This window comes from Citricoccus sp. NPDC079358 (assembly GCF_040702545.1).
Taxonomy (GTDB): domain Bacteria; phylum Actinomycetota; class Actinomycetes; order Actinomycetales; family Micrococcaceae; genus Citricoccus.
The window spans coordinates 55,820-80,109 of sequence record NZ_JBFBLI010000008.1; the positions used below are offsets into that span (position 1 = coordinate 55,820).

Consider the following 24,290-nt stretch of genomic DNA (forward strand, 5'->3'; position numbering starts at 1 on the left):
AGGTGATGACGCCCGCGTCCGGCGCCCCTGCCGACGCTGGTGCCAGGGCACGTGCCGATGCTGCTGCTGCTCCGGCGGCCCAGCCGGAGAACGCGAGCTTCTACGACCAGGTCGGCGGGCACGAGACCTTCGTGAAGCTGGCCCGGGTGTTCTACGAGCAGGTGGCGGCGGACCCCGAGTTCCGGGCCATATACCCGGAGGCGGACCTCGGCCCGGCGGAGGAACGGCTACGCATGTTCCTGGAGCAGTACTGGGGCGGGCCGAAGACGTACAGCGAGCAACGCGGCCACCCGCGGCTGCGGATGCGGCACGCGCCCTACACCGTGGACTTCGCGGCCCGGGACACCTGGCTACGGCACATGCGGGCAGCCGTGGACGCCCTCGAGCTGCCCCCGCTGCTGGACGAGACCCTGTGGGACTACCTGGAACGGGCCGCCCATTCCATGGTGAATTCGGCCTAGAGCAGCATCGGCTGGCGGCAGAGCACGTACCCGGCCGCGTTCGAGAGGCGCACCCAGGGGCCCGAGGTGTGGACCGCCGTCGTGCCCTGCGGGCTGAGGAAGCCCAGGCCGTGGGCCGCGAAGGCCGCCCCGGCCGGCAGGAAGCCGTCACCGGCCTCCTCCGCAGTGCCGCCCAACAGTCGTCCCCAGACCGCGGCGCGGGCCTGGGCGACCATGGAGGCCCCCGGATCCTGGGGCAGTGCGTCGGCCAGCTCGCGGATCCCGTCCCGGGCGATCTGCTGGAGTTCGCCGTCCTCCACGGTGGCCACCGGGGTCCAACCGCCCCGCGGCGGGGTCACGGCCGTCCACGGGGCGCTCTCGGGCACGGGAGGCAGCGTGAAGGCGGTGGATCCCGTGGTCGACATGCGGGCCAGCCGCTCCAGCACCGAGGACAGGGCGTAGACCGCATCGATCCCGTCATGGCGGCCCTCCACCAAGCGGACCGTCCGCAGGCCCAGGGCCACCGGGACCCGGTCGCCCAGGCCCCGGGGGTGGAGCACGGAGGACCAGGCGGCGAGCACGTTGCCGGCCACCTGGAGACGCAGGCCCGTGTCCGCCATGGTCTTGGCGCGCGTCGCGTACCGTTCGAGATCCTGGGCCGCTTCCAGGTCCTCCAGCTGCAGTTCGGGGCCAGCCGGGCCCCGAGAGGACGTGGAGTCTGGACGGAACGGATCGACGGGGGAAGAGGACATGGCTCCATTGTCCCATCGTCGGCACTGGCGCCCGGTCAGCACGGCAGGTCAGCACGGCAGGTCAGGGCGGCAGATCAGGGCGGCAGCGTCCCGCGGGCGGAGTAGACTTCCGAGACGGTTACCGGCCGGTACCGAGGCAGTCGGACAGGCCGGATCAGCCGGACGGCTCGGAGACAGCGAAGGGGCATTCATGAGTACTGGCAAGGTCCACAAGGGGCGCAACGACTTCCCGGAGGATCCGACCGACGTGCTCCGCAGCGTCCTGGACCTGACCCCGGACGGCGAGGACGCCGCCACCGGCGAGCTCCTCTTCACCGGTGAGACTCCACCGCAGGCCCGCGGCCGGGTGTTCGGCGGACAGGTCATGGCTCAGTCCTTGATGGCCGCCATCGCCACCGTGGACGGGGACCGTGCCATCCACTCGATGCACGGGTATTTCCTCCGCCCGGGCAACGCCCTGCTGCCCATCACCTTCGCCGTCGAGACTCTGCGTGACGGACGGTCCTTCTCCGCGCGGCGCGTCCAGGCGATGCAGGAGGGAAAGACCATCCTGTCCCTGATCAGTTCCTTCCAGGATCCGGTGGCCGGCCTGGACCACCAGTCCCCCATGCCCACGGGCGTACCCGATCCGGAGTCCCTGCCGTCCACCGCAGACCGGCTGGGCCGCATGCGTCACCCGATCGCGCAGGAGTGGTCCTGGGCCCGGCCCTTCGACATCCGGCACGTGGATCCGCCCATCGAGATCGCCCCGGACCGGAGCGAGGTGGCCACCAACATGGTGTGGATGAAGACGTTCTCCGATATGGAGGGCAATGCCAACCTGCACCGGGCGGCCCTGGCCTACGCCTCGGACTACACCCTGCTCGAGCCGGTCCTGCGCCGGCACGGCATCTCCTGGGTTCGTCCCGGGATCTCGGTCGCGTCCCTGGACCACGCCATGTGGTGGCACCGGCCGGCGCGCGCGGACGAGTGGCTGTTGTACGTCCAGTCCAGCCCCTCGGCGCAAGGCGCCCGCGGGCTCAGCAACGGACGGATCTACTCGCGTGATGGTGAGCTGGTGGCCTCGGTGGCCCAGGAGGGGATGATCCGGGTGCCCGGCGACCTGCAGTACCGGGTGAAGAACTCGGTTCAGAGCCTGCTCCTGAAGGGCGCCGGCCGACCACGTCGATAGATCCGTGGAATACCGGTGCCCCGCAGGGCGGGCTCCGCTCAGTCGCGGGTGAGCTTGCGGTGGGTCACACGGTGCGGGCGGGCGGCGTCGGGGCCGAGCCGTTCCACCTTGTTGGCCTCGTAGGACTCGAAGTTGCCCTCGAACCAGTACCAGTTCGCCGGGTCCTGCTCCGTGCCCTCATAGGCCAGCATGTGGGTCGCCACCCGGTCCAGGAACCACCGGTCGTGGGAGATGACCACGGCGCAGCCCGGGAATTCCAGCAGGGCGTTCTCCAGGGAGGTCAGGGTCTCCACATCGAGGTCGTTGGTGGGCTCATCCAGCAGAAGCAGGTTGCCACCCTCCTTGAGGGTCAGCGCCAGGTTCAGGCGGTTTCGCTCACCACCGGAAAGCACACCGGCCTTCTTCTGCTGGTCCGGGCCCTTGAAGCCGAACGCCGAGACGTAGGCACGGGACGGCATCTCGACCTGCCCGACCTTGATGTAGTCCAGACCGTCCGAGACGACCTCCCACAGCGACTTCTCCGGATCGATTCCGCCGCGGGACTGATCCACATAGGAGATCTTGACCGAATCGCCGATCTTCAGCTCCCCGCCGTCGAGGGACTCATAGCCGACGATGGTCTTGAAGAGGGTGGTCTTGCCGACACCGTTGGGGCCGATGATGCCGACGATGCCGTTCGGCGGCAGGGAGAAGGACAGCCCGTCGATGAGGACGCGGTCGCCGAAGCCCTTCTGCAGGTTCTTGGCCTCGATGACCTGGTTGCCCAACCGCGGGCCCGGCGGGATCTGCAGCTCTTCCATGTCCAGCTTGCGGGTCTTCTCGGCCTCCGAGGCCATCTCCTCGTAGCGGGAGAGGCGGGCCTTGGACTTGGCCTGACGCCCCTTGGTGTTGGAGCGCACCCAGTCGAGCTCCTCGGACAGCCGCTTGGCCATCTTGGCGTCCTTCTTGCCCTGGATCTCCATGCGGGCGCGCTTCTTCTCCAGGTAGGTGGAGTAGTTGCCCTCGTAGGGGTACAGGCGTCCGCGGTCCACCTCACAGATCCACTCGGCCACGTGGTCCAGGAAGTACCGATCGTGGGTCACGGCGAGCACAGCGCCGTGGTAGGCCGCCAGGTGCTGCTCCAACCACAGCACGGACTCCGCGTCCAGGTGGTTGGTGGGCTCGTCGAGCAGCAGCAGGTCCGGCTTCTGCAGCAGCAGCTTGCACAGCGCCACGCGGCGGCGCTCACCACCGGAGAGGTTGGTGACGTCGGCATCGCCCGGGGGGCATCGCAACGCGTCCATGGCCTGCTCGAGCTGAGAGTCGATGTCCCAGGCGTCAGCGGCGTCGATCTGCTCCTGGAGCTTGCCCATCTCCTCCATCAACGCATCGAAGTCGGCATCCGGATCGGCCATCGCCTCCGAGATCTCGTTGTAGCGCTGGATCTTGCCGTAGATCTCGCCGACGCCCTCCTGGACGTTGCCGAGAACGGTCTTCTCCTCGTTCAGCGCGGGCTCCTGCATGAGGATGCCGACGCTGTAGTCCGGAGTGAGCCGGGCCTCTCCGTTCGAGGGCGTGTCCAGCCCCGCCATGATCTTCAGGATCGTGGACTTGCCCGCACCGTTGGGGCCCACCATGCCGATCTTCGCCCCCGGAAGGAAGGCCATCGTCACGTCATCCAGGATCAGCTTGTCGCCCACTTTTTTACGGGCCTTGACCATGCTGTAAATGTATTCCGCCATGGTCCCCAGGCTAGTGGGTGGCCGCCGGTTTGCCCGCATCGGTGGCGTCCGGCGGCCACCGGCTGCCCTCAGGCCACTGACAGGGCCTGCGAGTCGGCCGAGTCCACCCCCGCATCCGGGTCCTCAGTGTCCTCCGCCGCCCCGGTCCCGGCGCCCTCGTGGCCCAGCAGCTCGCCGGTCTCCCGGTCGAAGGACTCCTCGCTGGGGCCGTGCGACCCGACCGACCCGCCCGGCTCGCCCGTTCCCGTCCCGGCCTCCGCCGCTCCGGCCGCCACCTCGCCCGGTCGCCCGGAGGAGCGCTGGAAGGTGGCTGTGCCCAGGGACAGGTCATGGCCGATGGTGTCCGCCTCGATCTCCACGGCGGTCCCGGAACGCTCCTCCGTCTCCCAGGGACGGACCTTGAGCCGGCCGGTGACCACCACGGGCTGGCCCTTCTGCAGGGACGTGAAGGCGTTCTGGGCGAGACTGCGGAAGAGATTGACGGTGAACCAGTTCGTGTTGCCGTCCACCCACGCATTCTGCTCCCGGTCGAAACGCCGGTCCGTGGCGGCCAGTCGGAAATTGCCGACGGGGAACCCGGCCTGCGCATTGCGAATGGTGGGATCGGTGGCCACGAAGCCGCGGACGGTGATGTGCTGACTCATGCTGGTGCCTTTCGGAGAGCCGGCCCGCGGCCGGCGAGGGGCCGCCGTCGGCCATGGTGTCCGACGGCGGCAGGAAGAGGACTTCCTGCCCTCCCAGCACAGCCGCACCGGCACCGCGGCGACAGGGCGGCCCCCTTGATCCGTGGACAACCCACCGGGGACGGTTTCCTGTGGAGGAGGGCCATCCCGCTAGAATGACGGAGCCCAGCCCCAGTAGCTCAGTGGATAGAGCAGCGGCTTTCTACTCCGTCGGTCGGGGGTTCGACTCCCTCCTGGGGCACCCTTCCCTCAGCCAGCCACCCTTCCCTCAGCCAGCCCGAGAGACCAGCCCGCCCAGGCCCCGGTCTCCGGCTGCGAGCGCATCGGCCGTCCGCAGGATCATCCGATGCATGGCCGCTGCGGCACGCGTGGGCTGCACGTCCTGGCGCCGGGCGAGGCTGATGGTCCGGCTGAGCCGGGGCTCCCGCAACCGGACCGAGCTCAGGCCGGGGCGGTCCACCAGCACCATGGCCGGCACCAGCGCCACCCCCATCCCCAGTTCGACGAAGCGCAGCACGGCATCCATCTCGGCACCCTCCAGCACCACCCTGGGGGTGAGTCCGACGGCACGGAAGGCCTCGTCCAGGGTGCCGCGCAGGTCATAACTGGACGGGAAGACGATCTGCGGCATGCCGGCCAGGTCCTTCAGCGTGACCGAGGTGCGCCCCCCGAAGGGTGCGTCCCCGCCGCCGACAACCACCAGCTCCTCGGTCAGTAACCGGCTGCGGGTGAGGCTCGGTGCGGTCCCCGGATGCGCGTCCGAGGTGATGACGAGGGCCAGGTCCAGGGCGCCGGAGGACAGTTCGTCGATCAGCCCGCGTGAACCCCGCTCCGTCAGGTGCAGCTCGATCCCCGGGTGGGCAGCATGGAAGGCTGCCACCGCATCGGCCACGATACCCACGCACAACGACGGGGTGGCCCCGAGCCGGACGCGGCCCCGCTGCAGGCCCGCCAGTTCCGCCATCTCCCGGCGCACCGTCTCCGCATCGGCCAGCATTCGGCGTGCCAGGGGCAGCAAGGTCTCTCCCGCGGCGGTCAGGGTGATATGTCCCCGCGCCCGGTGGAACAGCTCAGACCCCAGGTCATGCTCCAGGGTCGCGATCTGGCGGCTCAGGGAGGGCTGGGTCACGTGGAGGGTCTCGGCCGCCCGGGTGAAATGCCCGACGCGGGCCACCTCCATGAATCCCCGCAACTGCTCCAAGTTCATGGTCATAGCAAAAGCGTATCGTTTCTACTCCGATTATTCATTGGAGTAATGGTGGCTGTCCTCCCTACGGTGGTCTCATGACTTCAACAGCACGTCTCACCGAACACCAGGTCTCCACCACCGTCCTCGTCATCGGCACCGGAGGCTCCGGCCTGCGCGCGGCCATCGAGGTGGCCGAACAGGGGGTGGATGTCCTGGCCGTGGGAAAGCGTCCACGGCACGACGCGCACACGTCCCTGGCCGCCGGCGGCATCAACGCGGCCCTGGGCACCATGGATGAGGAGGACACCTGGCAGCAGCACGCCGCGGACACCATCAAGGAGAGCTACCACCTCGCCAACCCGCACACGGCGGAGATCGTCGCCCGCGGCGCCGCGCAGGGCATCGCCGACCTGGACCGCTACGGCATGGCCTTCGCCCGGGAGGAGGACGGCCGTATCTCCCAGCGGTTCTTCGGGGCCCACACCTACCGGCGCACCGCCTTCGCGGGTGACTACACGGGGCTGGAGATCCAGCGCACCCTCGTCAACCGCGCCGAACAGCTCGAGGTGCCCATCCTGGACACCGTGTACATCACCCGGCTGCTGGTGCGGGACAACGTGGTCTTCGGCGCCTACGGCTTCGATGTCAACGATGGCACCCGCTACCTGATCCACGCGGACTCCGTCATCCTCGCCGCCGGCGGCCACAACCGCATCTGGCGGCGCACCTCCTCACGCCGCGATGAGAACACCGGGGACTCGTTCCGCCTGGCCGTGGAGGCTGGGGCCCGGCTCCGCGACCCCGAGCTCGTGCAGTTCCACCCCTCCGGCATCATCGAGCCCGAGAACGCCGCCGGAACCCTGGTCTCCGAGGCCGCCCGCGGCGAGGGCGGGATCCTGCGCAACGGCCGCGGCGAGCGCTTCATGGCGAACTACGACCCGGAACGGATGGAGCTCTCCACCCGGGACCGGGTGGCCCTGGCCGCCTACACCGAGATCCAGGAGGGCCGCGGCACGGCGAACGGTGGCGTCTGGCTGGACGTCTCCCACCTGCCGCGGGAGACGATCATGACCCGCCTGCCGCGCGTCTACCAGACGCTGCTGGAACTGCAGATGCTGGACATCACCACCGATCCCATCGAGATCGCCCCGACCGCGCACTACTCCATGGGCGGGGTCTGGGTCCGTCCCGAGGACCACAGCACGGACGTCGAGGGCCTCTATGCCATCGGTGAGGCCTCCTCCGGCCTCCACGGCGCCAACCGACTGGGCGGGAACTCCCTGATCGAGCTACTGGTGTTCGGACGCATCGTCGGCCGGGCCGCCGTCGATCATTCCGCCGGTCTCGACGCGCAGCGGCGCTCCCCCGAGGCCGTGGCCGCCGCCCGGGCCGAGATCGAGGAGTTGCTGGCCGCGGACGGTCACGAGAACGTCCGTGCCCTCCAGCGGGCCATCCGCGACACGATGACCGAGCACGCCGGCGTCGTCCGCAGTGAGGAGGGGCTCAGGGCAGGGCTGGCGGAGCTGGACTCGATTGAGGCGCGCCTGCGGGACGTCGGCATCCACCCGGACATCGCCGGCTACCAGGACCTGGCCCACGCGTTCGATCTGAAGGCCTCGGCCCTGGCCGCCCGGGCCACGCTGGAAGCCGCCCGCGAGCGCCGCGAGACCCGTGGCTGCCACAACCGCAGCGACTTCCCGGACACTGATCCCGAACTGCAGGTCAACCTCGTCTGGTCACCCACCGGAGGGATCACGCGCGAGGAGATCCCGGCGGTACCGGAGGAGATCGCCGCACTGATCCGGGAGGTCTCCCAGGACGGCAAGCTGGTCGAGTAGCCACGGCACGATTCCGGTCTGCGCCGTGCGGCGCAGATCGGAGGACTGTGGCGCCGCCGGCCCACCCGGGGTCATTACGATGGAGGGGATGTCCCGTTCCCGATCCCCCAGGTGGCCCGTGCAGCAGAATCCCGCCGTTGACGACCCCGCCGATCCGGCCGCTGTCCCGGCACCCGCGCAGGACCGCGTCCCGCGGCGGGTGCCCCGCTGGGTGATCGGCCGCCAGCCGGACCGCCGTGACGGCGCCCTGACCGTGGGGCCACGCACCACCGGCCGGCAATGGTGGCAGCTGGGCGCAGTCATGGCCGCGGCCGCCGTCCTCTACCTGGTCCATTCGTTCCTGCGCTTCCGGAATTTCGAGGCCAAGGGATACGACCTCGGGATCTTCGACCAGGCCGTGCGCCAGTACGCGCTGTTCCGGGAGCCGATCGTGCCCATCAAGGGCGTGGACTTCAACATCCTCGGCGATCACTTCCACCCGATCATCGCGCTGGCAGCCCCCCTGTACTGGATCTGGGACGACCCGCGCATGCTTGGCATCGCCATGACCGCCCTGCTGGTCTCCACCGTCATCCCGGTCTACCTCTTCGCGCGCCGTCGCTTCAGCCACGCCACCGCACTGATCGGCGCCGCCGCCCTGCTGCTGTGGTGGCCGTTCCAGGCGATGGTGAACTGGGACTTCCACGAGGTCTCCTTCGGCGTGCCGATCGTCGCCTGGGTCATCTGGGCCATCGACGGCCGCCGGTACTGGCTGGCCACCCTCCTCGCGGTGTCCCTGCTGACCGTCCGTGAGGACATGGGCATCACACTGCTGGCCATCGCGATGGTGCTGGCCATCAAGCGGGCCTGGCTGCCCGCCGTCGTGACGGCCGTGCTGGGGGTGGCCGGCTACGTCTTCGCCACCTCCGTGGTGATCCCGCACTTCTCCCCCGCAGGCGAGTTCGGCTACTGGCAGTTCACGGCGCTGGGCCCGGACATGGGATCCTCGATCGCGTTCATCCTGTCCCAGCCCTTCGACGCCGTGGCGGTCCTGTTCGACCACCCGCTGAAAATCGGCTTGTGGCTGCTGCACTTCGTGGCGCTGTGGCTGCTGCCGTTCCTGTCCCCGTACACCCTGATCGGCGCGCCGATCCTGCTCTCCCGCCTGTTCAATGACCGGCTGAACGTATGGAGCCCGGTCTACCAGTACGACGCGATCCTGGCCCCGATCTTCCTGCTGGCCGCGCTCGAGGCACTCGCCCGGCTCGGCGTCTGGCGAGAGGCACGACGCCGGCGCACCGGTTCCGCAGCCACCGCCGGCCTGGGTGCCCCGAGCGTCTCGCGACCAGGGCGGCCCGGGCGGCTGCCCCTCGTGTTCGTCTCGGTCCTCCTGGGTTGCGGAGTGCTGGGCACCGCGGTCTTCCCGCAGGTCTTCCCGTTCCAGCGCACGGTGACCGGTGACAACTGGCAGATGACGGAGTGGGCCCACGCCCTGGACCGGGCCGTGGAGTCCATCCCGGATGATGTCTGCGTGGAGGCCGCGGACAACGCCGTGCCCCACCTCGTGGACCGCACCTATGTGGGCCTGCACGGGGACATGGGGGACGAGTTGGCCACCTGGATGATCATCGACACCACCGTGGATGAGCTCGGCGGCTGGGATCCCTTGACGCCGGCCGAGGCCCTGGATCGTGCCGAACGCCTCGGCTACGAGGTGGTCACCGAGGACGACCACGGCATCTGGGTGCTGCACCGCGACCAGCCGGTGGACCCGGTCTGCGCCACCTACGTGCCGTGAGCCTGGACGTGCCCTGACCCCACCCACCACGAAGCCCGGCCGGAGCGTCATGCTCCGGCCGGGCTTCGAGGTACCTGCGTTGGCTACTTCCGGTCCGGCAACGCCAACCGGAAGATCTTGCCCCAGGTGGAGCCGACCTGCTTGTGCAGGGGCCCGATGTTGTAGGGCAGCCCGTAGCGCTCGCAGATCTCGCGGACTTGCACGGCCACCTCGGCGTAGCGGTTGGACGGCAGGTCCGGGAACAGGTGGTGCTCCACCTGGTGGGAGAGGTTGCCGGTCATGAAGTGCATGGCCTTGGAGCCGGAGATGTTGGCGGAGCCGATCATCTGGCGGACGTACCAGTCACCGCGGGTCTCCCCCTCGACCATCTCCTCGGTGAACGTTTCCGCCCCCTCCGGGAAGTGGCCGCAGAAGATCACGGCGTGGGCCCAGATGTTGCGCAGTCCGTTGGCGGTACCGGTCGCCAAGAGGGCCGCGAGGCCGGAGCCGGTGAGGACCTGCGCCGCCACCGGGGTGGCCGCGTAGTCCTTGGCGAACTGCTTGGCCGCCTTCGCCCCCACGGTCTTCAGGTCCCGCGCGAGCTCGGCCTTGGACTTCTCGCCGGTCTTGACCCGGTCGAGCTCCAGGTCGTAGAGCGCGATGCCCCATTCGAAGACGGGAGCCAGGCCGGCGTTGATGACCGGGTTGAGGATGTGCTTGGGCTCCCAGGGCTGGTCCCGGTCCACACGCAGCACGTTGTAGCCGACATCCCGGTCCTTGCCGATCACGTTCGTCCACCGGTGGTGCATGTCGTTGTGGGTGTTCTGCCAGGACTTGGACGGGGTGACGAAATCCCACTCCCACGTGGTCGAGTGGATGTCCGGGTCCCGCATCCAGTCCCACTGGCCGTGCAGGACGTTGTGCCCGATCTCCATGTTCTCGATGATCTTCGCGACCGTCAGCATGGAGGTTCCGGCCACCCAGGCCAGCTTGTTGTTGGCGCCCATCAGACAGGCTCGTCCGCCGAACTCCAGGGCACGCTGCCAGCGGATGACCTTGCGGATGTAGGCAGCGTCCGTGTCACCGCGCTCGGCCAGGACCGCGTCCCGGACGGCGTCGAGTTCGCGGCCGAGTTCGGCCACCTGGTCGTCGGACAGATGGGCAGCTGCCGGTGGGCGCACGGTCGGGCTGCCCTCGGCCGCCAGGGATCCCGGTCGCGGCGTTCCGCTTCCCGGGGCACGACGCCGGCCGGGCGCCTCGGTGCGCGGCTCCGGCGGACCGTCGGGGCCTTTGCCCCGGCCCGGGGCCCAGCTGACCGTGTCCGGTTCGCTGATGGTCTTGGCATGGGTGTTGGTCTTGAACACGAGGCTCCTAGAGATGGGCGTCGGATGGTCGGGGGTGATGCGTGGTGACACTGCGGACCGGCCGGGCCTGCAGCGTCCTGCTGAGCGTCACAGCGCGAGACTGACGGGGCCGGCAGCCGCGCTGACGCAGGTCTGGATAAGTTCACCGGGGTCTCCGTGCACCTCGCCGGTGCGCAGGTCGGTGACCTGCCCGGAGCGCAGCGGGATCAGGCAAGCGTGGCAGATCCCCATGCGGCAACCGCTGGGAGCGGCCACCCCGGCGTCCTCGGCGACCTCGAGCAAGGGGGTGTCCCCAGCGGCCTCGGCCTCGAGGTCCGAGTTCTCGAAAACGGCCAGGCCGCCCGCACCGGCGACCCCGCCGGCCAGGTCAGCCTGGAAACGCTCGATCTTGAGCCCGGCCGCACCGGAACCGGTCTCGCGCTCCCAGAGGTCCTCGGCATCGTCGAGGAAACCCGTGGGGCCGCAGGCATAGGCCGCGCGGTCGCGCCAGTCGGGGCACAGGGCGTCCACGGCGTGCGGGCCGGTCAGGTCGAGCCGGCCCTCGTCCGCCGTGGCGTGGTGGTGGACCCGCAGCCCGGGAAACTGCTGGGCCAGCTCGTCCAGTTCCTCGCGGAATGGGGAGGATTCCGAGGTGCGGGTGGAGTGGATGAGGACCACGTCCGCGTCAGGGCGACGCGGCACTAGGGTCCGGACCATGGACATCACGGGGGTGATGCCGGAGCCGGCGGTGAGCATCAGCAGGGGCCGGGGGTGCTCGGGAAGGGTGAAGTCCCCTTCCGGGCGGTCCAGGAACAGGACGTCTCCGGGCTCGGTGTCGCGGACCAGTGCGCCGGAGACCTTGCCGATATCCGTGACCGTGATCTCGGGATCCTCCCCCGCAGCGGCGGAGAGGGAGTAGGACCGCCACTGGCGCACCCCGTTGACGTCCACCCCGATGCGGGCCCATTGGCCGGCCTCATGGGACTTCCAGCCCGGGCCGGTGCGGAAGGAGATCGTGGCCGTACCGGGAACCGGACGGGAGACGTGGGTGACGATGCCGCGCAGTTGCCGGGACGAGTGCACCGGATCCAACAGCGCCAGGAAATCGCGAGGCGAGCGGGGCGTCGCCAGGACAGAGGAGAACAAGGAGAATACCGATACAAGGGGACGACGAGCCATATGTCCACAATATGCGCCCCGTCAACTAATTTCTGCACCGAACGGATACGATTGCTGTCATGAATCTATCGTCCGAGGATAGTCATCCGTCCCATCCCTTGGCCGGAGGTCCCCCACCGCCGCAGGTCCGGGAGACCCCGCAAGCGCAGCGCTCCCGGGGAGCCTCCGAGGCCCAGGACGCCTCGCGGCCCCCGTGGCTGTCGCTGCCCCCCGAGTTGGCGGAACTGCTGGCACCCGCCGTCCCCGCCGTCGTCGAGCAGATCATCCAGACGGTACCGAACCAGATCCCCGCCTATCAGATCACCCGGACCGAGCGGTTCAGCGAGGTGCTCTTCCTCGGCGTGCAGGGTGCCCTGGAGCAACTGCTGTCCCTGCCGGGCACGGCCAATCCTGCCCTGAACGAGGAGTCGCGCGAGCTGGTGGCGGCCCTCGGTGCCGGTGAGTACCGGCAGGGACGCAGTATGGACGCCCTGCTGGCCGCCTATCGCACGAGCGCCCGGATCACGTTCCGCGGCCTGTCCGAAGCGTGTGCCGAGCGGGGCATGGCGATGGACGTGGTGGTGGACCTCGGGGAGACGATCCTGGCGTACATCGACGAGCTGTCCGCCGTGAGCGTCCAGGCCTACGCGGTGGAGCAATCGGCCCACGCCGGAGCATTGGAGCTGCGGCGTGCCGACCTGGTGGCGGCGCTGGTGGGAGGCGGTGCCGAGATCCACGAGGTGCGGCGGCTGGCCTCGGGAGCCGACTGGCACCTGCCGCAGCGCATGGCGGCGGTGGTGTTGCCCTTGGCTGCCGCGGCCGGGGTCCGCACCCGGTTGGGCACCTCGGGAATCGTGGTGGAGCGCGAATCCGAGGCGACCGCGATCGTGGCCGCCCCCCAGTCGGACCGCCTGCGCCCCCGGTTGCGGGAGGTCTTCGCCGGCACCTCCGCCGTCCTCGGTCCCGCCGTGGAGTGGGACGGCGTGGCCCATTCCCACCGCGTGGCACGGCTCGTCGCCGCTCAGTTGCCGCAGCCGCAAGCCGAGTCCCCAGGGGACGGCGGCCCGGTCTTCGCCTCGGACCATCTGGCTCAGATCGTCCTCGGAGCAGAGACCCAGGTGATGGCGGACCTGGCCGCGCGTCGCCTGGCACCCCTGGACGGACTCAGCGGCACGAAGCGCGCGACCTTGGAGGAGACCCTGCTGTCCTGGCTGGTGCACTGGGGCCAGCGCACTCCCGTGTCCCATGAGCTGGGCATCCATCCGCAGACGGTCGGCTACCGGGTGGCCCAGTTGCGTGAGTTGTTCGGCGGCGAGCTGGACCGACCGACGGTCCGGTTCGAACTGGAACTCGTGTTGCGTGCCCGCAGGATGGCCGCGGACGGACCGGTCGAGTAGAGCGAGGCAGGCGGGGACTGGGGTCAGCCGGTCAGGACGCGGCCTCGTCCCGCTGGAGGCAGCAGGAATCGATCCGGCTCCTCCGCCAAGATTCCCGCTGAGGGATCAAGAGGCGGCAGGGACACCGAAGGAGTGGCGTCGATGGCCGGGGCGTCGGTGATGGCACCCGGCGCCGCGGTGACAGCGGGAGCAACGTCCCGCGCCGCGCCAGCCGCTGCGGAGCGGCGGACCGGGTCACGGTCGGGGTCGAGGATGTCCCGGATGACGGAGACGCAGATCCAGATCACGGCGGCCATATGCAGCACGATCCCGGACCCGTACCAGAGCGGAATCCACAGCGCTCCCCCACCGAAGGCGCCCTCCGAGGTGATGCGGGCGGATTCCATCCACACGCCGCCCCAGTGGTAGACCTCCACCGCCTGCCAGATCCAGAACTGCCGCCAGTTCGGGCGGGCCAGCACGACCAGCGGAATCAGCCACATCACAAACTGCGGCGAGTACACCTTCCCCAGGAGGATGAAGGCCGCGACGATGAGCAGGCACAGCTGGGCCATCCGGGGCCGGTGCCGGGACGAGAGCCCCAGGTAGGCGATGCCCAGACAGCACAGGGCGAACAGCCCGTTTGAGATCAGCGAGAAGGTCTCACCAGACCATCCGGTCCAGGTGAAGGCCAGCCACATCGAGGAGAAGGACACGTCGCGGTCCCCCGAGAAGGTGTAGAACCGGCTCCATTGGTCGAAAGCGGTCAGCATGAAGGGCACGTTGACGGCCAGCCAGGCCACCGCGCCGGCGGCCAGGGACTTGAAGAAGACACCCAGCCTCCCGGCACGCCAGCACAGGACCAGGATCGCGCCGAAGAAGAACAGCGGGTACAGCTTCATGGCCGCTCCGAGGCCGAGCACCGCCCCGGCGAGGACCGGATGGCTGCGGGACCAGAGCAGCAGGCCGAGGGCAGCCAGCATGACGGCCCACAGGTCCCAGTTCAGGAAGGAGGTCAGGATGATACCCGGCGCCACCGCCACCATCAGTGCGTCCTTGGACCGGCCGCGTGCGGTGTAGGCGGTCGCCACCACGACGATCAGCCAGCAGAGCAGGGCACCGACCGCATTGATGTCGAAGTAGGTGACTGTCCGCTCCAGCAGCGTCCCGTCCTGGGGTACGAACCACGAGGTCACCCCGGCGACGACGGCCAGCAGCGCCGGGTACTCCATCCATTGGTCCTCGGGCAACGGCGTGAAGAAGGGGAAGTATCCCTCAGCCAGGCCACGCGTGGGAAAGAGCTGCCCGAAGTCCGAATAGCACATGTGGATGTGCACCCCCGGGGCCTCCCAGCCGTTGAGACGGCACCACTGCTTGGACAGCACCGCCACCACGGCCGCCAGCAGGGTCGCCCCCACCAGCACGAGCAGCAGCCGGCGGTCCGGACCGCCAGCACGGGAGCCTGCACGGGACCCCGCCCTCGGTGCGGCCTTCGCTGGTCCGGTCTGGTTCACAAGGTCTCCTGATTGGTCTGGCGAGTGGGGGCGTGCGGGCGTCCCCGCGATCTCCACCATGCGGTGAAGGGGAACAGCGTGGACGTCTTGGGATCGAGAAAGACAATGAACACCATATAGGCGAGTCCGACGACGGCAGCGGTGATCCGCACCCAGAACAGGGAGATCCACTGCGCCACGGACAGTTGGTCCACCACGCCGACGACCACGAGCACCATGACCACCAGGTACAGCGTCCACACGGGCCACCCGTGCCAGCGCCGCACGACAGCGAACATCGGCAGCACCCACAGCAGGTACCAGGGCTGGATGATCGGGGCGAGCAGGACGGCGGCCAACAGGGCCAACCCCGTGGCCAGCACGGGGTGGACGGGCCGGCGCGTGAGGGCCAGCCAGGCGGTGAAGCCGATCGCCGCCACCGTGCCCAGCGTGTAGACGAGGTCGGCCACCGGGCGGACCCCAGTGCCGGCCAACGCATCCACGGCCCAGCCGGCCCCCAGACCGAGGATCCCGAAGGGCGCGTAGGGGAAGGCGGCATCGCCCGAGGTCAGCATGGCCGGGATCCACCCGAACCAGAGCCCGGTGAGGGCCCCCATGCCCGTCAGCACCGCCGCTGCCACCAGCAGGCACCAGGTCCAGACCTTCGCACGCGCCCCCCAGCGCGGAGACCCCGGAGCGCCCGGGAGCAGCAGCAACCCGGCGAAGGGCAGCGCGAGGACCGTCAACGGCTTGATGGCGATCGAGAGGGACACGAGCACGAGCCCGGCGAGACTGCGGCCGCGAGAGGACCCCGGGGTCAACAGCACGAAGCCGGCCAGCAAGAGGCCCACCATCAGCGAGTCATTGTGGATGGCGGCGATTATGTAGAGCGCGAACAGCGGATTGGCCACGGAGATCCACACCGACCACCCGGGGTCGGTGCCGAACCGCCGGGCCAGTCGCGGCACGGCCCACAGGCACAGCGCCAGCCCGGCCACCGAGACGAGGCGGAACAGCAGCAGGGCCGGCTCGGGACTCCCACCGGTCAGGAACCAGACGGCCCGGGAGATCAGCAGGAACAAGGGGCCATAGGGCGAGGGCGATTCGGCCCAGATGGAGTCCGCGCCCTGCATGAACCAACCGGGCAGCTCGGAGATCCAGTCCTCGTAGGGGTTCAGTCCGGCATGTAGGAGCCGCCCCTGGCCGAGGTAGGAGTAGACGTCCCTCGAGAACACGGGGAAGGCCACCAGGAGCGGCGCGGCCCACAGCCAGGTCGCCCGGACCACCACCGGCCCGGCCGTCCCCCAGCGGCCCTCCAGGCGTTGGCCCAGCCGTAGCCACGCCCGCACCAGCAGCAGGGACCCCAGAACCAGGAGGATGGCGCAGACCACCACGCCCACCGGTTCCACGCGGAGCGGGTTGAGCACGGTGGTCCGGGCGAAGACCGAGGCCGGGGTCATGGCGAGCCAGCCGACGCCCCAGGAGCCGACCATGATCAGGAGCGAGCCGATGAGCCCCTGCCACAGGCTCGGGGCCGTCTCCTCGTCCGCACCGCCCACCAGACGGTGGGTCAGCGGGAAGTCGCCGAGCCGGCGTCGTAGTCCGGCCAGGGCTCCGAAGGGGGCGCCCGTGGGTTCGGAGACGCTCACGAGGGGGTCGTCCCCTGGTCTGCCCGTTCGTCCCCCACCCTGTCCCCCGCCAGGTCCGCCGTCAGGTCAGTCTTTCCGGTGGAGGCCGCGCCGGTCTGGGAGCCAAGCTGCGCTCCGGGCGTCACTCCGACGGAACCCTCGGAGCCGACGGCGGCATCGCGGCCTCTCAGCCGGGCCACCGTCCGGCGCAGGGCGGCCCGTACGTGCCACTCCTCCTTCAGGATGGAACTCGTCCAGGGGTCCAGGAGCAGGATCCACAGCATGCAGGCCCAGGACAGGAACGTGGCCAGGTGGGCCAGCTGCTCGCCGATGCCGAGGAACTGCCACACAAACAGCTGGTCGGCGGCACCGAAGGCCACGAAGAAGGCCACCGTGAACACGACCCATTTCAGCTGCCAGTCACTGCGGATCCCCAGCACGGCGAAGAACGGGAGAAGCCACAGCAGATACCAGGGCTGGATGATCGGTGTCAGCACCACCAGCGCGGTGAAAGCCCATGTCAGACGTTGCATGAGGTGTTCGTGCCGACCGCGGAACATGAGCCAGATGACGATGAGGATGGACAACAGCCGGCCAGCGGTCTTGAAGGCGTCGAGCACCCAGTTGTCGTCGAATCCGAGCGAGCCGAGGATCACCTTGGTGCCCTCGGCGAGGATTCCGACCGGGGACCAGGGCACGGAGCCGGTGCCGGTGCCGAGCATGACCGTCAGCCACCCGAAGCCGAACTCGTTGAGCACCCCAACCACCACCATGATCGTCCCGGCGATGCCGGCCGTCAGGAACCAGTAGCCGAAGCGCCGGGCCCAGCTGGCTCCGCGGCCGGCCCAGAGCAGGCCGATGAAGGGCAGCAGCACCATGGTGATCGGCTTGATGCCGAGCGAGGCGGTGACCAGCAGGACACCGAGCAGCCCCCGGTTGGTCGCCGCGTACCAGACACCAGCGACCGCCAGGCCGACCATCAGCGCATCGTTGTGACCGGAGGCCACGAAGCTAATGAGGAACAACGGGTTGGCCACGGTGATCCACTGGGCCCGGGCCGCATTCGTGCCGAGCAGCGTGGCCAGCTTGGGAATGTAGACCATGAGGAGCACCACGCCGGCCACGGCGACGAGGCGGAACAGGAAGATCGCCAGGTCCGGGTCGTCCGGTCCGGCCACGGCCATGACCAGTTGCTCGATCCACAGGAACACCGGCCCATAGGGGGTCTCGGTCTGCGCCCAGGTGGTGTCCGCGCCCAGCTGGAACCAGTTGGAGAGCGTGGAGATGCCGTCCTCGTAGGGATCGCGGCCGGCGATCATCAGCCGGCCCTGGCCGATGTAGGCGAAGATGTCCCGGGAGAAGATCGGCAGGCAGGCCAGCAGCGGCAGGATCCAGGCCGTCGTCGTGAGCGTGACGATCCGCAGCGCGCCGGGGCCGAACGGCCGCAGGACTTTGCCCAGGCGGAGCCAGCCCCAGAACATGAGCCAACAGCCGAGGGTGAGCACCACGGTGCCGGTGATGACCCCGGATTCGGTGGTGCGCCAGGGGATCAGCCAGCCCCAGCGGTTGATCGGTGACACGGAGGCCAGCCAGCCCACGGACAGGGATCCGGCCATCACGGCCACCGAGCCGACGAAGCCGAGGACGGCCGGGATCCACACCGAGACCGTCCAGGACGCGGAAGACCGTTCCGTCCGGGTGCCGGACACACTCATCGGGGCGGGTTCCTTCCGTGGCTTGGCGGGCCGTCTCAGGGCCTTCCACAAAGTACCACTGGGCGTCAGGCTACTGTGGGAGGCGTGGCAGCTACTGCAGAGAACCTCGTATGGATCGATTGTGAGATGACCGGGCTGGACCCCGTCAAGGACGCGCTGGTGGAGATCGCCGTCCTGGTGACGGACTCCGAGCTCAACGTCCTGGGCGAGGGGGTGGACCTGGTCATCAAACCCCCACGTGAGGCGTTGGACCAGATGGTCCCCTTCGTGCGGGACATGCACACCACCTCAGGGTTGCTGAACCGGCTGGACGACGGCGTCTCCCTCGCCGAGGCATCCGAAGCCTGTATGGCATATATCACCCAGCACTGCCCGCAGCCGGGCAAGGCGGTACTGGCCGGGAACTCGGTGGGCCAGGACAAGCTGTTCCTCACCCGGGACCTGCCGGCCATCACGGACCACCTGCACTACCGGATCGTGGACGTGTCCACCCTGAAGGAACTGGCCCGCCGCTGGTACCAGAAGGCCTACTTCCAGGCCCCGGCCAAGACCGGTGGGCACCGCGCGCTCGGGGACATCGCCGACTCCATCAACGAGCTGCGGTACTACCGTGAGGCCATCATGGTGCCGGCGCCCGGCCCGGACTCGAAGACCGCACAGCGGATCGCCGCTGGCCTGCAGACCGTGGCCGCGCCAGAGGCCTGAGCCGAGGCCGGACGGCGGGGCCGATTCGGACCCACCGCGAAATCCATGTATGATGGAACGCGCTGTCAAGGTCCGCTCAACGGACCAGCATGGTGGGTATAGCTCAGCTGGTAGAGCGTCTGGTTGTGGTCCAGAAGGTCGCGGGTTCAAGCCCCGTTACTCACCCTGATGTGGTGAGGTTCAAACCCTCGGCGGGAGTTTCTTCTCTCGATTCGGGTTTGAACCTCACCATTTTTTTGCACCCGTGGACCAGGGCAGTGCGCATACCTGACCCTCGGCACTCAGGTTCGCCCGAATGACAGCTCTGCGGAGCAGAACGGGTCGTCATGTTGCCGACGTGTTCTGCGGAAGAGTTCTCGACCCACGCCCGCGGTAGCCCTCGGCGGCTACTTCAACGTCATCGGCTGCGTGATGCACCACGATGGTGGCCGCCGGCGTTCCGCTCCGCCCGAGGATGCCTCACCCCAAGTTGATGATGTCGCAGGTGCTTCTCCGCATCACGCACTTACCCTCACCGGAGCGGACCACGACACCAGCTCAAGGAGAAGTGACATGGCAGACCAGCCGAACATCCTGATTATCTGGGGCGACGACATCGGAATCAGCAACCTCAGCTGCTACAGCGATGGACTGATGGGCTATCGCACTCCCAACATCGACCGCATCGCGAACGAGGGCGTCCGTTTCACCGACTACTACGGCGAGCAGAGTTGCACGGCCGGCCGGGCCGCCTTCATCAGCGGACAAAACCCCTACCGCACCGGACTGACCAAGGTCGGCATGCCGGGCGCTCCGGTCGGCTACCAGGCCGAAGACCCCACCATCGCGACCGCGCTGAAGGCCGAGGGCTACGCCACCGGCCAGTTCGGCAAGAACCACTTCGGTGATCGCGATGAGCATCTCCCCACGATGCACGGCTTCGACGAGTTCTTCGGCAACCTGTACCACCTCAACGCGGAGGAGGAGCCGGAGCAACCCGACTACCCGACCGAGAACGATTTCCCGGACTTCAAGGACCGCTTCGGGCCCCGCGGCGTGCTGAAGTCCTGGGCCAACGGCGACGGCACCCAGCGGATCGAGAACACCGGGCCACTGACGATCGAGCGGATGAGGACCTGCGACGAGGAATTCCGCGACGCGACCATCGACTTCATGCGCCGCCAGGTCGAGGCCGACACCCCGTTCTTCACCTGGTTCAACACCACGCATATGCATTTCCGCACGCACACCCGCGATGAAGACAAGGGGCGCTCGGGGCGCTGGCAGTCCGAGTACCACGACACGATGCTCTACCACGACGAGATCGTGGGCCAGGTGCTCGACGAGCTGGACCGTCTGGGCATCGCAGACAACACGATCGTCATGTACTCCACCGACAACGGCCCCCACATGAACTCGTGGCCCGATGCCGGCATGACCCCCTTCCGCAACGAGAAGAACTCCAACTGGGAGGGCGCCTACCGCGTGCCGTGCATGGTCCGCTGGCCCGACAAGATCGAGACCGGCACGGTGCTCAACGACATCGTCAGCCACAACGACTGGTTCGTGACCCTGCTCGCAGCGGCTGGCAATTCCGAGATCGCCGAGCAGCTGAAACTGGGAGCCGACCTGAACGGGACCTCGTTCAAGGTTCATCTGGACGGGTACAACCAGCTCGACTACATCACCGGGGCGTCGGAGCAGAGCGCGCGCAGCCACTTCTTCTACTGCTCCGATGACGGCGACCTCACGGCGCTGCGCTATGACAACTGGAAGTTCGTCTTCCTCGAGCAGCGCGCTCCCGGGACGCTGCAGGTCTGGATCGATCCGTACACGGAGCTCCGCGTCCCGAAGATCTTCAATCTGCGCACTGATCCCTACGAGCGCGCGGACATCACGTCGAACACCTACTACGACTGGATGATCAGCCACGCGTTCCTCCTGGTCCCGGCGCAGATGTATGTCGCCCAAATGCTGGAGTCCCTCAAGGAGTTCCCGGCGCGCCAGGAGCCCGCATCGTTCAGCGTCGACAAGGTGATGGAGAAGCTGAAGTCGGGTGCCGGCAGCGCATGACCACCTCGCTGCGGCGCCGGGACTCGCCTGATCAGCGGGCGGACGTGATCGCGCAGTTTTACGATCGCCATCCGTACCCGCCCCCGGCGGATCTCGACGCCGCGGCGCCGCGCTCGTCCCTCGAACAGTGCGCGGCGCACCACCTACGCTGGCCGTGGCGACCGGTCCCGGAGCAGCACCGGATGCTGGTCGCCGGCTGCGGCACCAGCCAGGCGGTGCGCCATGCCATGCTCGACCCGTCGGCCGACGTCGTCGGCATCGACGTCGCCCCGAGCTCCCTGGAGCAGTCGCGCCGGCTCGCCGAGCGGCACGGTGTGACAAACCTGCAGTTCCACGAGCTGAGGATCGAGGACGTCGCCGAGCTCGGCGAGAGGTTCGACCACATCGTCTGCACCGGCGTGCTGCATCACCTCGCCGATCCCGCGGCCGGCCTCGCTGCCCTGCAGGGAGTCCTCGCCCCCGGTGGCACCGTGACCCTCATGGTTTACGCCCCGTACGGCCGTGCGGGCATCTATCTCATCCAGGACTACTGCCGACGCCTCGGCGTCAGCACCGACCCCGACGACATCGCCGATCTCGTCGCCACTCTGCGCGAGCTACCGCCGGGCCATCCGCTCAGCCCCCTGCTGCGCGGCACCCGAGACTTCGCCGACGACGACGCCCTCGCCGACGCCCTGCTGAACCCCCGAGACCGCGCATACTCAGTCCCCCAACTCCTGGCGTTACTGGACAGCGCCGGGCTGCGGCTCGGCCGTTGGGCCCGCCAGGCACCCTATTTGCCGGACTGCGGGTCCATCAGCGAGACGCCCCACGGACAGCGGATCGCCGCGCTCCCGGCCGCGGAGCAGTCCGCCGCCCTGGAGCTTTTCCGCGGCACCATGGTGCGGCACACGGCGATCGCCGTGGCCGCCGATGACCCTGCCGCGGAGCAGCCTGACCCCTCAGCCTCGACCATGGCCGCTGCACGACCAATACCGGTGCCGACTGCTCTGGCGGTGCAGGAGCGGCTACCACCCGGCATCGCCGCCGCACTGCTGAATCGTGCCCATACCGACACCGATCTGGTGCTGTTCGTCGGCGCCGAGGAATGGGCGATGTTTCGCCGTGTTGACGGGGGAACGACGATCGCCCAGCTGGGCCCTGGTGCCCCCGCGTTCGTGCGGCGCTGGCTCCGCCACGACCTCGTGGTCCTCGACGCCTCCGGCTGTGCTGGGATGTCCTCATGATCGACACCTCACAGCCCGGCCATGACGTGGTCCACCTCGACGGCGGCACCTTCACCATGGGCTCCGACGACCACTATCCGGAGGAGGCGCCGAAGCATCCCGTCACGGTCGCCGCCTTCAGCATCGACCGCCACCCGGTGACGAACCGGCAGTTCGCCGCCTTCGTCGAGAAGACCGGCTACCGCACGGTGGCGCAGCGACCCCTGGACCCCAAGGACTTCCCGGGACTCTCGCGAGCCCAGCTCGTCCCCGGCTCGATGGTGTTCACCCCGACGTCGGGTCCCGTCGATCTGCGCCACCTGAGTCAGTGGTGGGAGTGGAAGCCCGGTGCCAGCTGGGCGCGGCCCGAGGGTCTTCCCTCGACCGTGGCTGATCGCGGCGACCACCCGGTGGTCCACGTCTGTCACGAGGATGCACAGGCCTATGCCGCGTGGGTCGGGGCACGACTGCCCACCGAGGCTGAATGGGAATTCGCCGCCCGTGGGGGCCTCGACGGTGCCGTCTTCACGTGGGGCGACGAGGCACGACCGGGCGGCCGTGTCATGGCCAACAGTTGGGACGGGCTTGACTTCCCCTGGCGCTCCACCGGCGAGTCGGGCTACGAGCGCACCTCGCCCGTCGGTTCCTTCCCCGCCAACGGTTTCGGCCTACACGACATGGCCGGCAACGTCTGGGAGTGGACCGAGGACTGGTGGAGCGCAAGACACCCCGACGCGGCCGCGTCGGCCTGCTGCGTGCCAAGGGACCCCCGGGGCGGCTCGGTCGAGGACAGCTTCGACCCGGCGCAGCCCCAGTTCCGCATGCCCCGCAAGGTGATCAAGGGCGGTTCGCACCTGTGCGCTGACACGTACTGCCTCCGGTACCGGCCCGCGGCGAGAAGACCCCAGATGATTGACACCGGGATGAGCCACGTGGGCTTCCGCTGCGCGTGGTCACGACCCAGCGATGAGGAGCAGACATGATGACGCACCGACTTCCGTCCTGGCGGCCCGGTGCGGCACGGGACTCGATCCTCCGTTTCCTCGACGACATCGACGACGTGCCCCTGGAGGACCGCGTCGCCTATCTCGACAACGACGGCACGATGTGGTGCGAGAAACCGCAGTACGTCCAATACGACTTCTTCCTCGACGTGCTGCGCCAGAGGTCGATGGAGGACCCCTCGCTCGCGAGGCGTCCCGAGTTCGCCGCGGTGCTCGACTCCGATGCGACCGCGATCAGCGAGATCGGCCTCGCGACGATCGCCGGTGCCCTGGCCGCACTGTTCGACGGGCGGAGCCCGGACGAGTTCGCTGCCGCCGTCGACGACTTCGTCGCGCGGTACAGGCACCCGTCATACGACGTGACGATCACGTCGGTGGTGTACCAGCCGATGCTCGAGCTCATCGAGGAGCTGCGCGCCCATGACGTGACGGTCGGCATCGTCACCGGAGGGGGCACCGAGTTCGTGCGCCGGGTCAGCTCACGCCTGTACGGGGTCCCACCCGAGCTCGTCGTCGGCACCATCATCGGGTACGAGTTCGTGCGCGACGACGAGGGCCGTCCCGCCCTGCAGCGGACCGTGTCACTGATGGGCGCGGCCAACGAGGGGCCGGCGAAGATCGCGAACATCCAGACCCAGAACGGGCGCGCCCCTCTCATCGCGGTCGGCAACTCGGGCGGCGACCGAGAGATGCTCGAGTGGGCGCAGTCCTCCCCGCACGGCGGACTCGCGATCTTGATCGACCATGATGACGCGGGCCGCGAGTACGCCTACCAGAGCACGGCGGCCACCTTCCACGACACAGAGCCGATCTCCGCCGTCGCCGACCGGCTCGGATGGGTCACCGTGAGCATGGCCAGAGACTGGGAACACGTGTTCGCCGTTTAGGATCGAGGCGAACGTCCCTGGATTTCTGTCCGCATCTCACCAGTGAGTATCGGTGCTTCCAGCTGCTGCGTCCCACCGCCGGCGCCGACCTGGAGGCCGCCACCCGGGCGCACGTGGTGGCGGCCTGTGCCTACCTGGCGCCGTAGGCCGGCCGAGTGCCGCGGAGACTAGACT

General features: G+C 68.8%; 19 protein-coding genes and 2 tRNA genes. 12 read left to right on the forward strand and 9 right to left on the reverse strand.

All coding sequences use genetic code 11. The annotated features are described in order from the left end of the window. Positions 1–5 precede the first annotated feature (5 nt). The gene (locus AB0333_RS11210; protein WP_366218850.1) at positions 6–461 is read left to right on the forward strand and encodes a globin; all 456 of its coding nucleotides are present in this window, start codon (positions 6–8) and stop codon (positions 459–461) included. Here AB0333_RS11210 and AB0333_RS11215 read toward each other — a convergent pair. After that, positions 458–1,192, reverse strand: coding sequence for a hypothetical protein (locus tag AB0333_RS11215; RefSeq protein WP_366218763.1), 735 nt, complete (start codon positions 1,190–1,192; stop codon positions 458–460). The genes AB0333_RS11210 and AB0333_RS11215 overlap by 4 nt on opposite strands. A gap of 190 nt (positions 1,193–1,382) precedes the next feature. Between AB0333_RS11215 and AB0333_RS11220 the strand changes: the two genes are divergently transcribed. Further along, positions 1,383–2,363 (forward strand): acyl-CoA thioesterase II, encoded by a 981-nt coding sequence (locus tag AB0333_RS11220; RefSeq protein WP_366218764.1) that lies wholly within the window; start codon positions 1,383–1,385, stop codon positions 2,361–2,363. Between the two features lie 38 nt (positions 2,364–2,401). On the opposite strand, the gene ettA is transcribed toward AB0333_RS11220, so the two are convergent. Both ettA and ssb read right to left on the reverse strand, forming a co-directional pair. Then, positions 2,402–4,084, reverse strand: a complete 1,683-nt coding sequence (ettA, locus tag AB0333_RS11225; protein ID WP_366218765.1) for an energy-dependent translational throttle protein EttA — start codon at positions 4,082–4,084, stop codon at positions 2,402–2,404. A 68-nt stretch (positions 4,085–4,152) separates the two neighbouring features. Then, positions 4,153–4,728 (reverse strand): single-stranded DNA-binding protein, encoded by a 576-nt coding sequence (gene ssb / locus AB0333_RS11230; RefSeq protein WP_366218766.1) that lies wholly within the window; start codon positions 4,726–4,728, stop codon positions 4,153–4,155. Positions 4,729–4,935: 207 nt separating this feature from the next. On the opposite strand from ssb, the gene AB0333_RS11235 reads away from it, so the two are divergent. Then, positions 4,936–5,008 (forward strand) — tRNA-Arg (locus AB0333_RS11235). Between the two features lie 27 nt (positions 5,009–5,035). Here the strand turns inward: AB0333_RS11235 and AB0333_RS11240 are convergent. After that, positions 5,036–5,980 carry a LysR family transcriptional regulator gene (locus AB0333_RS11240; protein WP_366218767.1) on the reverse strand — a complete coding sequence of 315 codons (945 nt, stop codon included), beginning with the start codon at positions 5,978–5,980 and terminating at the stop codon, positions 5,036–5,038. Between the two features lie 71 nt (positions 5,981–6,051). Here AB0333_RS11240 and AB0333_RS11245 point away from each other — a divergent pair, with 71 nt between their 5' ends. Then, positions 6,052–7,794 carry an FAD-binding protein gene (locus tag AB0333_RS11245; protein ID WP_366218768.1) on the forward strand — a complete coding sequence of 581 codons (1,743 nt, stop codon included), beginning with the start codon at positions 6,052–6,054 and terminating at the stop codon, positions 7,792–7,794. A 118-nt stretch (positions 7,795–7,912) separates the two neighbouring features. Next, positions 7,913–9,571 carry a DUF2079 domain-containing protein gene (locus AB0333_RS11250; protein WP_366218769.1) on the forward strand — a complete coding sequence of 553 codons (1,659 nt, stop codon included), beginning with the start codon at positions 7,913–7,915 and terminating at the stop codon, positions 9,569–9,571. A gap of 83 nt (positions 9,572–9,654) precedes the next feature. Here AB0333_RS11250 and AB0333_RS11255 read toward each other — a convergent pair whose 3' ends face one another. Continuing rightward, complete coding sequence (locus tag AB0333_RS11255) at positions 9,655–10,755, reverse strand: acyl-CoA desaturase (protein ID WP_366218851.1); 1,101 nt, start codon at positions 10,753–10,755, stop codon at positions 9,655–9,657. A 246-nt stretch (positions 10,756–11,001) separates the two neighbouring features. Then, on the reverse strand, positions 11,002–12,072 hold the full coding sequence (locus AB0333_RS11260; protein WP_366218770.1) for a ferredoxin reductase: 1,071 nt from the start codon (positions 12,070–12,072) through the stop codon (positions 11,002–11,004). Positions 12,073–12,131: 59 nt separating this feature from the next. On the opposite strand from AB0333_RS11260, the gene AB0333_RS11265 reads away from it, so the two are divergent. After that, the gene (locus tag AB0333_RS11265; protein ID WP_366218771.1) at positions 12,132–13,448 is read left to right on the forward strand and encodes a helix-turn-helix domain-containing protein; all 1,317 of its coding nucleotides are present in this window, start codon (positions 12,132–12,134) and stop codon (positions 13,446–13,448) included. 23 nt (positions 13,449–13,471) lie between these two features. Here the strand turns inward: AB0333_RS11265 and AB0333_RS11270 are convergent, their stop codons facing one another. The 3 genes from AB0333_RS11270 to mptB (AB0333_RS11280) are packed head-to-tail and all read right to left on the reverse strand — an operon-like array spanning position 13,472 to position 18,263. After that, positions 13,472–14,941: a glycosyltransferase 87 family protein gene (locus AB0333_RS11270; RefSeq protein ID WP_366218772.1), complete on the reverse strand. Its 1,470-nt coding sequence runs from the start codon at positions 14,939–14,941 to the stop codon at positions 13,472–13,474. After that, positions 14,938–16,569 carry a polyprenol phosphomannose-dependent alpha 1,6 mannosyltransferase MptB gene (gene mptB, locus AB0333_RS11275; protein ID WP_366218773.1) on the reverse strand — a complete coding sequence of 544 codons (1,632 nt, stop codon included), beginning with the start codon at positions 16,567–16,569 and terminating at the stop codon, positions 14,938–14,940. Before mptB (AB0333_RS11275) ends, AB0333_RS11270 begins: the two co-directional genes overlap by 4 nt. After that, a complete protein-coding gene (mptB, locus tag AB0333_RS11280) occupies positions 16,566–18,263 on the reverse strand; it encodes a polyprenol phosphomannose-dependent alpha 1,6 mannosyltransferase MptB (RefSeq protein WP_366218774.1) in 1,698 nt (565 codons plus the stop codon). Before mptB (AB0333_RS11280) ends, mptB (AB0333_RS11275) begins: the two co-directional genes overlap by 4 nt. Positions 18,264–18,347: 84 nt before the next feature. On the opposite strand from mptB (AB0333_RS11280), the gene orn reads away from it, so the two are divergent. The 6 genes from orn (at position 18,348) to AB0333_RS11310 (ending at position 24,116) form a co-directional block, all read left to right on the forward strand. Next, complete coding sequence (orn, locus tag AB0333_RS11285) at positions 18,348–18,968, forward strand: oligoribonuclease (RefSeq protein ID WP_366218775.1); 621 nt, start codon at positions 18,348–18,350, stop codon at positions 18,966–18,968. A 92-nt stretch (positions 18,969–19,060) separates the two neighbouring features. Further along, positions 19,061–19,133, forward strand: a tRNA-His gene (locus tag AB0333_RS11290). A gap of 387 nt (positions 19,134–19,520) precedes the next feature. Beyond that, complete coding sequence (locus tag AB0333_RS11295) at positions 19,521–21,020, forward strand: arylsulfatase (RefSeq protein WP_366218776.1); 1,500 nt, start codon at positions 19,521–19,523, stop codon at positions 21,018–21,020. Beyond that, positions 21,017–22,246: a class I SAM-dependent methyltransferase gene (locus AB0333_RS11300; protein WP_366218777.1), complete on the forward strand. Its 1,230-nt coding sequence runs from the start codon at positions 21,017–21,019 to the stop codon at positions 22,244–22,246. The genes AB0333_RS11295 and AB0333_RS11300 overlap by 4 nt, the downstream gene beginning before the upstream one ends. Continuing rightward, the gene (locus AB0333_RS11305; protein ID WP_366218778.1) at positions 22,243–23,208 is read left to right on the forward strand and encodes a formylglycine-generating enzyme family protein; all 966 of its coding nucleotides are present in this window, start codon (positions 22,243–22,245) and stop codon (positions 23,206–23,208) included. The genes AB0333_RS11300 and AB0333_RS11305 overlap by 4 nt, the downstream gene beginning before the upstream one ends. Beyond that, positions 23,205–24,116 carry an HAD family hydrolase gene (locus AB0333_RS11310; protein ID WP_366218779.1) on the forward strand — a complete coding sequence of 304 codons (912 nt, stop codon included), beginning with the start codon at positions 23,205–23,207 and terminating at the stop codon, positions 24,114–24,116. The genes AB0333_RS11305 and AB0333_RS11310 overlap by 4 nt, the downstream gene beginning before the upstream one ends. Positions 24,117–24,290 lie beyond the last annotated feature (174 nt).

Coding starts and splice junctions, on each gene's coding strand:
- mptB (WP_366218774.1), bottom strand. CDS start 18,263: ATGAGTGTGTCCGGCACCCGGACGGAACGGTCTTCCGCGTCCTGGACG.
- ssb (WP_366218766.1), bottom strand. CDS start 4,728: ATGAGTCAGCACATCACCGTCCGCGGCTTCGTGGCCACCGATCCCACC.
- AB0333_RS11295 (WP_366218776.1), top strand. CDS start 19,521: ATGGCAGACCAGCCGAACATCCTGATTATCTGGGGCGACGACATCGGA.
- AB0333_RS11210 (WP_366218850.1), top strand. CDS start 6: ATGACGCCCGCGTCCGGCGCCCCTGCCGACGCTGGTGCCAGGGCACGT.
- AB0333_RS11245 (WP_366218768.1), top strand. CDS start 6,052: ATGACTTCAACAGCACGTCTCACCGAACACCAGGTCTCCACCACCGTC.
- AB0333_RS11220 (WP_366218764.1), top strand. CDS start 1,383: ATGAGTACTGGCAAGGTCCACAAGGGGCGCAACGACTTCCCGGAGGAT.
- AB0333_RS11265 (WP_366218771.1), top strand. CDS start 12,132: ATGAATCTATCGTCCGAGGATAGTCATCCGTCCCATCCCTTGGCCGGA.
- AB0333_RS11260 (WP_366218770.1), bottom strand. CDS start 12,072: ATGGCTCGTCGTCCCCTTGTATCGGTATTCTCCTTGTTCTCCTCTGTC.
- AB0333_RS11240 (WP_366218767.1), bottom strand. CDS start 5,980: ATGACCATGAACTTGGAGCAGTTGCGGGGATTCATGGAGGTGGCCCGC.
- AB0333_RS11215 (WP_366218763.1), bottom strand. CDS start 1,192: ATGTCCTCTTCCCCCGTCGATCCGTTCCGTCCAGACTCCACGTCCTCT.
- ettA (WP_366218765.1), bottom strand. CDS start 4,084: ATGGCGGAATACATTTACAGCATGGTCAAGGCCCGTAAAAAAGTGGGC.
- AB0333_RS11305 (WP_366218778.1), top strand. CDS start 22,243: ATGATCGACACCTCACAGCCCGGCCATGACGTGGTCCACCTCGACGGC.
- AB0333_RS11310 (WP_366218779.1), top strand. CDS start 23,205: ATGATGACGCACCGACTTCCGTCCTGGCGGCCCGGTGCGGCACGGGAC.
- AB0333_RS11300 (WP_366218777.1), top strand. CDS start 21,017: ATGACCACCTCGCTGCGGCGCCGGGACTCGCCTGATCAGCGGGCGGAC.